The organism is Methylobacterium sp. PvP105 (genome assembly GCF_017876975.1).
Taxonomy (GTDB): domain Bacteria; phylum Pseudomonadota; class Alphaproteobacteria; order Rhizobiales; family Beijerinckiaceae; genus Methylobacterium; species Methylobacterium radiotolerans.
Genome location: NZ_JAGIPA010000001.1, coordinates 2106431 through 2119714, shown reverse-complemented (window position 1 = coordinate 2119714; position 13284 = coordinate 2106431). Strand labels below are relative to the sequence as shown.

Annotated in this window: 6 protein-coding genes and 3 pseudogenes; 4 read left to right on the top strand and 5 right to left on the bottom strand. The window is 65.3% G+C overall.

The window, feature by feature from the left end; translation table 11 throughout:
• Positions 1-74: 74 nt before the first annotated feature.
• Both J3A75_RS10125 and J3A75_RS10120 read right to left on the bottom strand, forming a co-directional pair.
• Positions 75-2225, bottom strand: coding sequence for a glycosyltransferase family 1 protein (locus J3A75_RS10125; RefSeq protein ID WP_209650136.1), 2151 nt, complete (start codon positions 2223-2225; stop codon positions 75-77).
• Between the two features lie 32 nt (positions 2226-2257).
• Positions 2258-3688 carry a mannose-1-phosphate guanylyltransferase/mannose-6-phosphate isomerase gene (locus J3A75_RS10120; protein ID WP_209650135.1) on the bottom strand — a complete coding sequence of 477 codons (1431 nt, stop codon included), beginning with the start codon at positions 3686-3688 and terminating at the stop codon, positions 2258-2260.
• Between the two features lie 390 nt (positions 3689-4078).
• On the opposite strand from J3A75_RS10120, the pseudogene J3A75_RS10115 reads away from it, so the two are divergent.
• From J3A75_RS10115 to istA, 4 genes and pseudogenes are all read left to right on the top strand, one after another.
• Positions 4079-4354: pseudogene (locus J3A75_RS10115) on the top strand (transposase); the annotation flags it as partial.
• Between the two features lie 72 nt (positions 4355-4426).
• Positions 4427-5455: an IS110 family transposase gene (locus tag J3A75_RS10110; protein WP_209650134.1), complete on the top strand. Its 1029-nt coding sequence runs from the start codon at positions 4427-4429 to the stop codon at positions 5453-5455.
• 251 nt (positions 5456-5706) lie between these two features.
• Positions 5707-6040: pseudogene (locus J3A75_RS10105) on the top strand (IS3 family transposase); the annotation flags it as partial.
• A 202-nt stretch (positions 6041-6242) separates the two neighbouring features.
• Positions 6243-7774 (top strand): annotated as a pseudogene (istA, locus tag J3A75_RS10100) (IS21 family transposase).
• A 21-nt stretch (positions 7775-7795) separates the two neighbouring features.
• On the opposite strand, the gene J3A75_RS10095 reads toward istA, so the two are convergent.
• The 3 genes from J3A75_RS10095 to J3A75_RS10085 form a co-directional block, all read right to left on the bottom strand.
• Positions 7796-8011: a DUF6429 family protein gene (locus J3A75_RS10095; protein ID WP_209650133.1), complete on the bottom strand. Its 216-nt coding sequence runs from the start codon at positions 8009-8011 to the stop codon at positions 7796-7798.
• A 246-nt stretch (positions 8012-8257) separates the two neighbouring features.
• Entirely contained in the window at positions 8258-12238 is a 3981-nt protein-coding gene (locus J3A75_RS10090; protein ID WP_209650132.1) for a glycosyltransferase, read from the bottom strand.
• Between the two features lie 239 nt (positions 12239-12477).
• The gene (locus J3A75_RS10085; protein ID WP_273562990.1) at positions 12478-12951 is read right to left on the bottom strand and encodes an acyltransferase; all 474 of its coding nucleotides are present in this window, start codon (positions 12949-12951) and stop codon (positions 12478-12480) included.
• Positions 12952-13284 lie beyond the last annotated feature (333 nt).

The window sequence follows — 13284 nt, the reverse complement described above, 5'->3', positions numbered from 1 at the left end:
GCTCGGCGGACGATCGGCACAGAATGAAAATAGGTCCCGTGAGATCGCCGACCGAGCTGAAGATACCTATGCTGCTACTGCAGCGCGCTTACTTCAAGTATGTTCATTCGTTCCTCGAGATCATTTCTTTTTACAACGATGAGCGATTTGTATCCAATTCCAAGCATTCTTGTGTCGCCATCGAGTTTTGGCGCTTCGCCTGAAATGTTAAGCTCAATATCTATGACAGGCCCTCTTGCAGGGACTGCCAGTAGAAGATCTCCTTTGCCGCAAGAAAAAATCTTGTTGGTTTGACCGTTAACAGAGGCAGTAATATTGGCTGGAACAATTTGGGCATTTATTACAGCCTTTATGTATACGATAACAGCATCATCATGACTAATCCGGAAGAGAAGGCGATTGTCGGTGTTAAATTTTGACCAACGACCCCAATTCTCTCTACGGTACCACCCCGTTCCGCCCATTAAGAGATCTGATTTTATATAATTGTCTATCCCGATCGGCCGGTCCGTCAGGATAGGGCTAGAGAAAGATCGGGCATGCCGGTCAACTTCATGGCCATGCGCTACGTTGGAATCTAAGTATGTTAGAGTTCGGAATGTATATTCGGTATTAAGGTCAGCCGTGAAAATATTATCTGGGGTTAGTTCTGCTGCCCGGTTTAGGCCGACGATCAGGCGAGTTGCAACATCATTCCACGTGATAGGCGTGAATTTTTGTCTGAGCGACGCCTCTTGTTCTTGAAGCTTCCCCTTCTTTGTGCAAAGGTCTTTGACTATCGCAAGAAGTTCTTCTGCATTGTCTGGGTCGAACAGTATCGCGGCTCCTCTAGCAACCTCAGGAATAGACGTTCTATTCGAAGCAACACACACTTTCCCAAGAGATAAGCTTTCACTAACTGGCAGCCCCCATCCTTCGTACAAGCTGGGGTACACTGTAAATAAGCAATTTTTATATAAATCGAAAAGTTGTGCGTCCGTGACGTTGCTCATAATTCGGAGTTTTCCGTCGAGCATATTTGATTCATGCATTTGTTCGATTAAAGATTCGACACGCCATCCGACTCGCCCTACGAAGACCAGCTGAGGCACGTCTACGCTCTCTGCCCGCAGTGTCTGCCATACGTCGAGAAGTATTCGGTGGTTTTTTCGCCCTTCGATTGTGGAAACGTAAAGCACATATGGTTGTTGCGGGAGGGAGTAATCCGGAACATTCGCCGTGATATCGTCTCCTGAGAAGCCGTCGCCGTTCTGTAGTACAATGATTTCGCGATGAGGCAGGCTCTGTTTCGTGATGAATTCCTCGAGATCCTTCGCTGTATATGCTGAGACTGTGAAGATCACGTCCGCAAACAGACAGACTCTTCTGATGAAAAACTTGAATATTTCAGCTGTGCCTTTGTCGCACATGCTCGGCATTTTGATGGGTATCAGGTCGTGTATCAAGCAGCAGAATTTGCCCCCCTTTTGCTTATGATTTCTGACCGCTGTGAAGTACTCTGGGAACACCCAGGCGGCTCCAAGCATAACAATCGTCGAGTTCGGGCCGGAGGCGATGGGTTGTGATGAGGCGCCGAGTGCTTTCAGAAGATTATCGACGTCTCCTCTGCCGATAGGTAGCACACGATCTCCGATTGATGCTTTTAAATCACTCAAAAGCTGCAAAAAACTGGAGTACGGTATTTCCCTAAAATTTAGACTCTCATTATTAAAGTAGGCAAATCGCACTTCGTGGTCTTTTTTCTCGTCCAGCTCTATCAAAGATGAGATCGTCGAAAGCACTACTCGCTGGATGCCAGATGGATTGTCATGATGCGCAAGGTAATACACTAAGTCGGATAAATCAAAAATATGATTTGTGCTGGCTGTGTTTGCGCTTGAAATCGGGCTCCCTTTCAATTCTACGCCAGTTTTTTCTTCATAAACCCGGACTTCCGGAATCGCTCTTCCGAAAATTTTTGGGATTGAAATTGAAAATCCGCAATTAGCTGTTGAGTGACCAGCTTGCAAAACGTCCGGACGGCCAATGTTTGCAATGGCTCGCGCGAGCAGCTGATTTTTGTAATAAATAACTACTGTGCAATTCTCATCTTGGGCTGAGTTATTGTAGACCCAACCCTTAACTTCCCCGCGGTCATAAGAGTCTACATGTCCAACTACAGTAGAGCCTTTGTTCGTTTTATTAGAGCTTAGCGGATTTTTGGGTGCGAAGACTCGATTAAGCATTCTTTTTTCCTGTTTTGCGGTGTTTTGGATATTCAGCGTCCGTAGATGTCCTCGACGCGGATGATGTCGTCCTCGCCGGTGTAGGAGCCGACCTGGACCTCGATCAGCTCCAGCGGGATCTTGCCCGGGTTGGCCAGCCGGTGCATCGACCCGATCGGCAGGTAGACCGCCTCGTTCTCGTGGACCAGCACCACCCGCTCGTCGATCGTCACCTCGGCGGTGCCGCGCACCACCACCCAGTGCTCCGCCCGGTGGTAGTGCTTCTGCAGCGACAGCCGCCCGCCCGGCACAACCTGGATCCGCTTCACCTGGAAGCGCTCGCCGATGTCGATCCGCTGGTACCAGCCCCAGGGCCGGTACATCCGCAGATGCGCGTCCGCCTCCGGCTCCCCGCGGGCCCGCAGCGCGCCGACCAGCTCCTTCACCTGGCCCGAATGCGCCTTGGAGGCGACCAGCACCGCGTCGGGGGTCGAGACCACCACCACGTCCTCCAGGCCCACCACCGCGGTCAGGCCCTCGCCCTGGCTGTGCACGAGGCTGTTCTTCGTGCCGATCAGCGACACCCGGCCGCGCACGGCGTTGCCGGCCTCGTCGTGGTCCAGCACCTGCCAGACCGCGTCCCAGGTGCCGACATCCGACCACGCGAACGACACCGGCAGCACGCCGGCCCGGGCGGTCCGCTCCATGACCGCGTAGTCGATCGAGATCTTCGGCGCCTGGGCGAAGGCCGCCGCGTCGAGGCGCACGAAGTCGAGGTCGGTCACCGCCGCCTCCAGGGCCGCGCGCGCGGCCGCCAGCACCTCGGGGACGAACGCTTCCAGCTCGGCCAGCATCAGGTCGGCGCGGAACAGGAAGTAGCCCGAGTTCCACAGGGCGCCGTCGGTGATCAGCGCCTCGGCGCCGGCCCGGTCGGGCTTCTCGACGAAGCGGGCGACGCGGGCCGCGCCCGGGGCTTCGGCGATCGGCTCGCCGCGGCGGATGTAGCCGTAATCGGTGGCCGGCCGGTCGGGCTCGATGCCGAGCGTCATCGTGTAGCCGGCGCGCGCCCCGGCGGCCGCGCGCTGCACGGCGTCCACGAAGGCCGCCGTGTCGGGCACGACGTGGTCGGCGGCCATGATCAGCACCACGGCCTGCGGGTCGCTGGCGGCGGTGTGCAGGGCTGCGACCGCCACGGCGGCGGCGGAGTCGCGGCCCTGCGGCTCGAGCAGGATGTCGGCGGAGAGACCGAGCTGGTCGCGCTGCTCGGCGACGATGAAGCGGGCCTCGGCCGAGGCGATGACGGTGGGCGTCGCGAAGACGGTGGCGTCCGACACGCGCGCCAGCGTCGCCTGGAAGGTCGAGCGCTCGGCGTCGACCAGCCGGGCGAACTGCTTGGGCATGCTCTCCCGCGACGCCGGCCACAGCCGCGTCCCCGTCCCTCCGCACAGGATCATCGGGTGGATCTGGATCGAAGGTCGGGACATGGCGACGTCTCCCGAGAAGGCTCGTCAGACTGAAACGAGGGCGCGGCCTCGGCTGATTGGAAAGGGCTCATAAGGTACGGCACGTCACCGGCCACCCATTGCCGGGTTTGCGCATATCGTTGCGGAAGCCATATAACAATCCTGCCCGCGTTTTCTTTGCTCCCTTGAACTTTCATCGCTTTCACACTTCTGCCGCAATGGCCTGGAACGCTCTCGATGGCGCGGATGGCACGGGCTGCATGACAAGGCAGGAGCTGCTGACTATTCCTCGGCAGGTTGTGCCATCGGGTGCGTCACCCGGGCTGGTGATCATCTCTTTACCAGTACAGAATGTTTCTAGAATTGCCTCGAGAAAGTGGAGAGCTCTTTTCCTGAAGGAGGAGGGTTCCGATGGCAAACCGGAAGCAGACCTTTACCCCGGGTTTCGTGTTGAGGCGGTGTGACTGGCCCTGATGAGTGGACGGTCCCGCCGGGAGGTCGCCGCCGATCTCGACGTCGTGCTCTCGGCGCTGCGCAACTGGATCGACGGCCGGCCGTGAGCGGGAGATGGACCATCCGCCGGCCGATCGGCAGGAGGACATGGCCGCCGAACTCAAGCGCCTGCGCCGTGAGAACGAGGTTCTGCGCCAGGAACGGGAGATCCTGAAGCGGGCCACGGCTTTTTATGGATGGCCCGCCCCTCACCGAGCGGCACTGCTAGTTTTGTAGTGCCGCCGACACGAGGGATGGAGCAAGACGATGAGCATCGCGGTTCTCGGTATCGATTCGGGCAAGAACAGCTGCAGCGTGGTCGGGCTGGATCTCGACGGCCGCGTCGTGCTGCGGCGACGCATGCGTCGTGAGACGGTGCTTGCCTTCGGAGAGAAACTACCCGCCTGCGTAGTCGCCATGGAGGCGTGTTGCGGTGCTCATCACATGGGTCGCACGTTGGCGGCTCAGGGTCACACCGTTCGGCTGATGTCGCCCGAGTATGTCCGGCCTTACGTCAAGGCGCAGAAGAACGATGACCGGGATGCCGAGGCCATCGCCGAGGCGGCGACCCGGCCGACCATGCGATTCGTCACCCTCAAGTCGCAGGCCCAGCTCGACATGCAGACCCTGCACCGGGTGCGCGACCAACTCGTCGGCGAGCGAACGGCGCTGATGAACCAGATCCGTGCTGTTCTCCTGGAGCGTGGCCACATCGTGCCGCAAGGTCGTGCGAAGCTCGCAGCTTGTCTTGCCTCTCTGATGGATGAGGCCGCCGTGCCTGCGCTTTCAGCACGCATGCGCGTTCTCGTCGCCGAAGTGCGGGAGCGCTGGCAGGATCTCGACAAGCGCATCGCCGCGCTGGATGCCGAGTTTGCCGAAACGGCTCGATCGGACGAACACGCGCGTCGGCTGACTACGATCCCCGGGATCGGCGCACTCAACGCCACGGCTCTCGTGGCGGCCATCGGCGATGTCGCTACCTTTGCACGGGGGCGTGACCTTGCAGCTTGGCTCGGCCTCGTGCCCCGGCAGTTGACGACCGGGGGCCGGCCCAAACTTGCCGGCATCACCAAACGCGGCAGCAAATACCTGCGCAAGTCGTTGATCCAGGGTGCACGGGCTGCGCTGCCGACGCTGCGGCAGAGCGAGACGCGTCTCGGTCAGTGGTTGCGCGGGCTGCTGTCGCGGGCGCACATCAACACAGCGGTCGTCGCGCTGGCAGCCAAGCTGGCGCGCGTTGTGTGGGCCCTGCTGCGTCACGGACGCACCTACGAGGCGATCGCCGTCGCTGTTTAATTAAATTCGGCCGGCGAGACGTGCGCCGACCTTCCGATGTCTGCGAGCGGTGAGAGGAAGATGGCCTGACAGTCGACCGGTGTTCCGGCAGCCTCCTGGCGAAAATGGCGTACGACGCCGAACTTTTTATGAGGCCCTGAACGCGCGGATCTCCATCTTGGCCAACGGCGCGCCCGGAAGGCCGGATACGTTTATGCAGACTGCTCAGACCAGCGGATCCAGAGCCAATTGCGGACGGGGCGGCCCATACGTTTCGCCAAGGAGGGAAGTCGATGAGGTTCCGCCTCATCGACGCGGCGAAGAAGGACTTCCCGGTCGCGCGCCAGTGCAAGGTCCTCGATGTCAGTCCGAGCGGCTACTTTGCCTGGAAGAACCGTCCGGCCTCGGCACGGCAGCGCGAGGATTTCGTGCTGCCGTGCCGAGGCCGGACCGCCTTTACGCTCTCGCACGAGACGCACAGTAGCCCGCGCATGACCCACGAACTGCGTGAGCAGGGTGTGGCGGCCGGCCGGCGGCGCGGGCCGCCAGCCGCGGCGCTTCCGGCGGACCACGGACAGTGGTCACACCTTTCCAGTCGCGCCCAACCTGCCGATTCCGACCGAAGCCGGCCAGCGTTCCGATTTGATGTCGGCCACCATTCCGAGATGAAGGCGGCCATTCGGTAGCCGATATCGGCGACGGATCATCCCCGCGGGTCAGCAACCGCGGCATCCCTGTCCTCGACCACGAGGAGAGCGGGATGCCGATGCCGGCCAGGAGAGAGCTGACCAAGCAATAGATCAAACAAATGCTGCGTCTCGCCCGCGACGGGGTGAGTTCGCGAGAGATCGAGCGAACGCTGAGCATCGCCCGCTCGACCGTGCAGGACAACCTCGCCCGAGCGAGCGCTGCCGGCCTGACCTGGCCGCTTGGCCCCGAGGTCACCGACGCGGTGCTGGAGCAGCGCTTGTTTGCCCGGGCCGGGGTGAAGTAGGGCTTGCGCCGCCTGCCCGAGCCGGATCGGCCGTGCCTGATCCGGGAGATGCGCCGCCCCTGGGTCAACCTGACGTTGCTCTGGGAGGAGTACCGGGAGACCCATCCAGAGGGCTACGGCTACTCCCGCATCTCGCGATCTCTACAGGGATTTCGAGCGCCGGCTTAACCCGGTGACGCGTCAGCACCATGCCGCCGGCGACGAGGTCTTCGTCGACTACTCCGGCAAGAAGGTCGGGATCGTCGATCCGGCCACCGGCATCGTGCGCGAGGCCGAGATCTTCGTGGCGGTGCTCGGCGCATCGAGCCTGACCTATGCCGAGGCGACCTGGACCCAGACGCTGCCCGACTGGATCGGCGCGCATGTCCGCCTGTTCCGCTTCCTCGGCGGCGTCCCCCGCCTCGTCGTGCCCGACAACCTCAAGAGCGGGGTCCACAAGGCGTCTCATCTCAGATCCCGAGCTCAACCGCTCTGACAGAATGATGGCCGAGCATTACGGCATCGGCGTCCTGCCGGCCCGGCCCCGCAAGCCGCGCGACAAGGCCAAGGTCGATGCCGGCGTGCGCTTCGCCCAGAGCTACATCCTGGGCTGGCTGCGGCGCCAGACGTTCTTCTCCCTGACCGAGCGCAATGCCGCCATCGCCGCGATGGTAGAGCGTATCAACGCTTACTGCGTGCGCCGGCCCGGCACTACGCGCCGCGCCCTGTTCAAGGCGATCGAGCGGCCGGCGCTGCGGCCGCTGCCGGAGCAGGACTACATCTTCGCCGAGTGGCGGCTGGCTCGGGTCAATCTCGACTACCACGTCGAGGCGGGCGGCTTCCTGTACTCGGTGCCCCACGCCCTGATCCGCGAGCAGGTCGACGTCCGGCTGACGGTGCGCACCGTCGAGGTGTTCCATCGCGGACAGCGCGTCGCTGCCCACGAGCGCCGCTACACCGCACGTCGGCACGGCACCGATCCCGACCATATGCCCAGCGCCCATCGCCGCTACGCCGAGTGGAGCCCCGAGCGCTTCCGGCGCTGGGCGCGCGGCATTGGGCCGGAGACGTAGGGGCTGGTCATCGCCATCCTCCACGGTCGGCCTCATCCCGAGCAGGGCTTCCGTACCTGTCTGGGCATCCTGCGCCTCTACCGGGGGCTCGACCTCGGCCGGGCGGAGGCCGCCTCGGCACGAGCCGTGGCGCTCGGCGCGCTCACCTACAAGAGCATCGCCTCGATCCTGGCCAATGGCCCCAACCGCGCAGCCCCACCTGCCGAGGCCATCCCACTGATGCTCCACCTCAACCTACGCGGCCCGCGCTACTTCCACTGCCCGAGCACACCCGAGCTTCAAGCGGTCGCCTGAGATCGCCGCGGCCCTGGCAGGTCAGTCGGACCGTGTGAACAGGGTCTGGAACAGCGCTTCGGAGCTGCGCAATACCTCATCGGTCAGCACCGCCGACTTGGCGCGTCCGACTGGATCGGCGATGAGCCCCTTGGCGTGGAGACGGCCAAGCACGGCCCAGTCAAAGCCTTTCCAGGCCCGACGCTCGTCATCGAGCGTCAGCCACAAAAGGGCGAGCACCACCTCGTCGACCGACATCCGAGCAGATTAGCACGTCGCGCTCAGACCGAGCGTGGTGCCAACCGATCGGTTGCAATTGATCGATCCACTGAATGTACAGACAAGAGCCGGTACGTTCCTATGACTCGTGCGCCGCTGCTCCGGCCTGGCTCAGATTCAAAAGGCCCGGCAATTACTAAATATTCGACTATCCAGAAATATCATTCATTCCAATTCATTGACGATGATTTTGAACGTAGAAACTCAGTCAATCTGACGAGAGGGTCAATATTTCAAGCTATAATATTCGTGGAGCATGTTGTTGTATTTGGAAGCATGGATCGACCCTGATATCCGGCAGTTTGCAGAGAGGTTAATGGCCAGCATCTGGTCGTTGAAGGCGGCTGGGTTGGCGGCGATAACGTAGGGCAGGAGATGGAGGTGGCCGTTCGGGTAGGCCTTTAGCCGCTCGCTCGGCTCTCCGAGCTTGAAAGCCACCACCGGTAAGCCGGTGCGTAGCGCCAATGATAGAGTGTACGAGTAAGTCTCAGGCCAGATCGACGGTAGCAGTACCAGATCGGGCGAGACCTGGGTGACGAGGTCGAGGGTCTCGTCATCCTCCCAGTTGCGGCCGGCCTCGGCGATCTGGAGGGCCGCCCGGGCAACCCGGTCTAGGGTCGGATCGTCGGTCGAGTACCGCCCCGTCTCGATGACGCCGGCGCGCTCAAGGCCGCCCGTCAGGGCCGGGTCCGAGTAGCCCACGATCGTGAAGTGCAGCGGCAGGTCCCGCTTGCGCGCGTCGGTGGCCAGTGCCTGCAGCAGCAGCCCGCCCTCGGCGACACTGATCGCGCCGAGCACGGCGACGCGGCGGACGCGGCCGGGCCGCTGCAGGGCGGTCGAGCGCACCGACCGCTCCGGCTCGACGTGCGGCCGCACCGTGACGGCGAGGTCCGGGTACACCGCCCGGATCCGGGCCGCCGTGTCGCAGGACGGCGCGAACACCCGCGCGGCGCCCGCCAGGAACGCCCCGAACGCCGCCCGCCGCTCGCCCGGATCCGGCTCCTCGAACCCGTCCGCTTCCACCGCCAGGCACGACCGGCACTCGTTGACCGGCGCCAGGCCGCAGTAGCGCCCGTCCGGCTGCACCAGGTGGTTGCGGTGGCACACCGGCGAGTAGTCGTGCAGCGTCCACGCGTAGGGACGCCCCGCGCCCGCCACCACCTCCATCAGCGCCTGCGCCGCGCCCCAGCGCAGCCCCGCCAGCGAGTGCACGTGGATCAGAACCGGCGCCAGCTGCCCGACGAAGTCGGCGAGCTCGGCCGCGTCGCGCGGCAGGTACAGGCTGTCGAGGTTGGGCAGGTACAGGAACTCGGGGCCGCGATACGAGACGTGGACCTCGAGGTTGCGGGTCCGGTCGATCTGCAGCAGCACCACGCTCAGGCCCTCGGCCCGGGCCTGCGCGACCATGTCGTCGATGTGCCGCTGGATGCCCCCGCCCCAGCTGTGCGTCACGTAGAGCAGCGCCCGCCCCGAGAAGTGCCGGGCCAGCCGCGCCCGGTCGAGCCGCGCCCGCCCGCGCCGGCCGGGATCGGCCTGGACGAACTGCCCGACCCGGGCCGGGTAGTCGGGGTGCTTGGCCAGCAGCGCCGCCTGGCCCTGGACGTACTCGCCGCCCTCGTCGAGCCCGAACGAGATCTGGCCGGCATGGTGGACGAACACGTCCTCGGCGAGCAGGTTGACGAAGCCGGCCTTGGTGGCGCGCAGGCACCAGTCGTTCTCCTCGCCGTAGCCCTTGCCGAAGGCCTCGGCGTCGAGGTCGCCGACCGCGTCGAGGGCGGCGGCGGTCATGTACATGCAGAAGCCGACGCCGGTGGGCACGGGCACGGCGCGGCCGCGGTTGACCTGCGCGGCCACGCGGTCGAGGTCGGGCCGGGCGATCTCGAGCGGCATGGTGTTGTTGGCGTTGAAGCGCGGGTAGGAGCAGATCGTGGCGTTGTTGGACAGGGGCGTGACGCTGCCCACGGGCAGCCCCGCGCCCCTTCCCGCCTCTGCGCCTGCCCCAGCCCCTGCCTCCGTGCCGGACCCGGCCCGAGGGTCTGCCTGAGGGTCTGTCTGAGGTTCGGCGTGGGCGACGAGGCGGTCGAGCCAGTCGCCGAAGACTTCAGCGTCGGAGTTGAGCAGGACGACGGCGCGGCCCTGGCGCAGGCCGAGGGCGCGGTTGACCGAGCGGACGAAGCCGAGGTTCTGCTCGTTCTCGACGAGGTGGAACAGGCCGCGGCCGGCGAGGGCGGCCAGCTCCGCGGTGAGTTCCGGGTCGGGGGAGCGGTCGTTGACGGCGAGCAGGGTGAAGGGGGTGGCCTGGGGCGCGGACAGGCAGGCGTGGATGGCGCGCAGGGTCTCGCCGCGGCCCTTGTAGACCGGGACGATGACGACGACGCGGGCCTGCGCGATGGGCAGGGCGCGGGGCAGGCGGTCCCACGCGTGGGCCGCCGGGGCTTCCATGGGCGGGTAGGTGCCGAGATCCTCGGGGCAGCCCATCAGCCCGGCGGCCCGGCCGGTGCGCACGTAGTGCAGGAACGGCGACTCCCCGGGACCTAGCAGATGCCCGTAGGCCCGGCGGTAGAACCGGGTCGAGAAGGTCTTGTTCGGGTCGCGGTCCTCCTCCTGCCCGTGGGACAGGAAGTGGATCACCGGGCCATTCTCGAAGCCGCGCGTGTCGGGGTAGCGCTTGACGTACCAGGGCGCGTCGAAGAACGGCTCGATCAGGCGCGCCTGCTCGAACAGCTCCGCGTCCTCTTCGGCCGGCGGCGCGCCGTAGCGCGGATCGAAGGCCTCGCCCGCGAGATCGTCGCCGCGCAGCAGGGCCCGGGCGAGGTGGTGGACGAAGGGCGCGAGGCCTGTCGCCTCCGCGGAGGGATGGTGCGCGCGGTAGGCCCAGCCGTTGAAATCGGGCCTGGGGTTGCGGCCCTTCTTCCAGCCGGTGTCGCAGTAGTCGCGCACCGCGTCCTCCGCCTCGGACAGCCGGTAGCGCGCCCGGTAGAAGCCGTGGTCGAAATGCCCCGCCACCAGCCGCGCCTGCAGGTCCAGGAGCGCGTCCCGGTCGAGCGCCCCCTGCCCGATCGCCCCCAGCCAGGCCGTGTCCTCGACCGGCGCCCGCGCCGGCCGCAGCCCGCAGACCCGCAGCAGCGCCGCCAGCGTCGAGCGCCCCGGCCCGGGATCGCGCAGCTCCCGCCAGCCCGCCTCGGCGAAGTGCAGGAACGGCTCGCGCCCGCCCACGTCCGGGTAGGTCGCCCGGTACCAGTCCGCGTCCACCGCCGGCAGGTTCAGCCGGTGCGGCTCCGCGAACGGCTCGCCCCCGGAGAGCCGGGTCTCGGCGACGTAACGGAAGAACGGGTCGTCGCTGACCGCCCGGCTGCCGGACCGCGCCTGCACGTAGCCGGCCGGGTCGAAGTCCGGCCGCGGGCCGATCCGCGCCCGCCAGCCCTCCGCCACGTAGTGGCGCAGCAGCGCGGCGTCCGAGGCTCCGGCCAGGGCCTCGGCCTGCGGCTCGGGCAGGCGCTGCCGGTAGTGGGCGGCGTCGAAGTAGGGGGCGAGCGTCTCGATCCGCAGGGCGAGCGCGGCGTCCGGGTCGGGCCGGGCGGGACCGCCGTGGAGGACGTAGTGGACCAGCGGGTTCTGTGTGGCGAAGGTGATCCCGCGGGTGAGGCAGTAGGCCAGGGTGTCGAATTGCGGCGCCGGCTCGCGGCCCTCGCGCCAGCCGGAGGCCATGTAGTGGTCGACCGGGTCGACGCCGGCGGCGGCGAGGTCGGGATTGCCGGCGAGGTAGAAGGCGCCGTCGACGAGGCGGCGGGCGAGGCGGTGGGCCTCGGCCGTGTCGGGCTTGGGCAGGGCGGCCGCCTCCCCCTCCCCTTCACGTCCGGCGCGGCGGCGCGCGAGGGCGTGCAGGAGCGGGTTGATGCCGGCGCGGGCGAGGTGGGGATGGGCGGCGAGGTAGGCGGCGGAGTCGAAGTCGGGGCGCGGGTCGCGGCCCGCGCGCCAGCCGTGGACGAGGTAGTCGCGCACCGGGTCGGCCGCGATCCCGTACCAGCTCGCGTAGAACGCCGTGTCAAAGTGCGGGGCCAGGACGGCGATCTGCGCGTCCGCGGTGACGAGATCGTCCGCCGCCGGCAGGCCGCGGCGGGCCGCCAGCCGGATCAGCGGGTTGCCGCTCGCGCGGACCGGGCCGGAGCGCGCCCAGCGATGGTACAGGCCGCGGATCCGCTTCAACGCGCGGCGCCCGCTCTGTCGCGCGACGGCGGCCGATCGCCGTCGGAGGGCGTGTCGGAATCGGCGCTGGGTTCGAGGCCTGGAGCTCGGGTGAGCATGTGTTCGCGCGGGCTGGATCGAAGGCGTCTCGGCGCGCCGGGCAGGGTGCCGCGCCGACGGCCCATCGCCCTAACGGAACGCGCGCGTGGGGTAAACAACCGCACGCCCTGCCCCACGTCCCGTGCGACCCGCCGGCGCGGTCAGATCAGGTCGGACCGCCACGTCACGTTCTCCCGCACGATCCGCGCGGGGTTGCCGGCGGCCACGCAATGGGGCGGCACCGTCCCGGTGACGACGGCGTGCGCGCCGACGATCGCGTTGTCGCCGATGACCGTGCCCTTGAGCAGGGTGGCCTGATTGGCGATCCAGACGTGGTTGCCGACCCGCACGGGCTTGGCCGGGTTCAGCCGCGCGCCGGTGTCCCGGGTGACGATGGAGTGGAAGTCGCTCGTCGTCATCCAGACGCCCGACGCGATCGAGCAGTCCGTGCCGATCTCGATCGCCTTTCCCTCGACGGGGTTGAGATGGACGAGCCCGGTGAAGCCGGTCCGGTCGCCGATGCGCAGCACCGAGCCGGGGCCGATATAGATGTTGGCCATCGACAGCCGCACGTCCTCGCCGACATCGAATCGGCAGTTCGACTCGATGACGATGTGCATGTCCTTGTCGGACACGCAGCCCCTGCCTATGCGGATGTAGTTGTTGTCGCCGTTGACGTAGATTTTTCCCGCTTGGCTGTGCTGATCCCGCGAATCAATGTCGATGACATTATTCTCCCCTTTGTCGAAGATATTCAAAGACATAATTCGCTCTGCGGGATCTATGAACGCCCCTGGGTGCGGCGCGGCCGGCGTCCCGGAGCGGACGGCCGCACATCGAACCCGCGGAAGGAAGCTCGCCTTCTGACATGACGATTACGGTATCGGCGTGCCGAGATCGGGATCCGTCGACATTCGGCGGTTGTGCCGATGCCTCCGAGCCGGCAGCGGCGTTTCAGGAATGTCTCT

Excerpts from the sequence above, each read along its gene's own strand:
- J3A75_RS10125 (WP_209650136.1), bottom strand. The coding sequence starts at position 2,225 with ATGCTTAATCGAGTCTTCGCACCCAAAAATCCGCTAAGCTCTAATAAA.
- J3A75_RS10120 (WP_209650135.1), bottom strand. The coding sequence starts at position 3,688 with ATGTCCCGACCTTCGATCCAGATCCACCCGATGATCCTGTGCGGAGGG.
- J3A75_RS10110 (WP_209650134.1), top strand. The coding sequence starts at position 4,427 with ATGAGCATCGCGGTTCTCGGTATCGATTCGGGCAAGAACAGCTGCAGC.
- J3A75_RS10095 (WP_209650133.1), bottom strand. The coding sequence starts at position 8,011 with ATGTCGGTCGACGAGGTGGTGCTCGCCCTTTTGTGGCTGACGCTCGAT.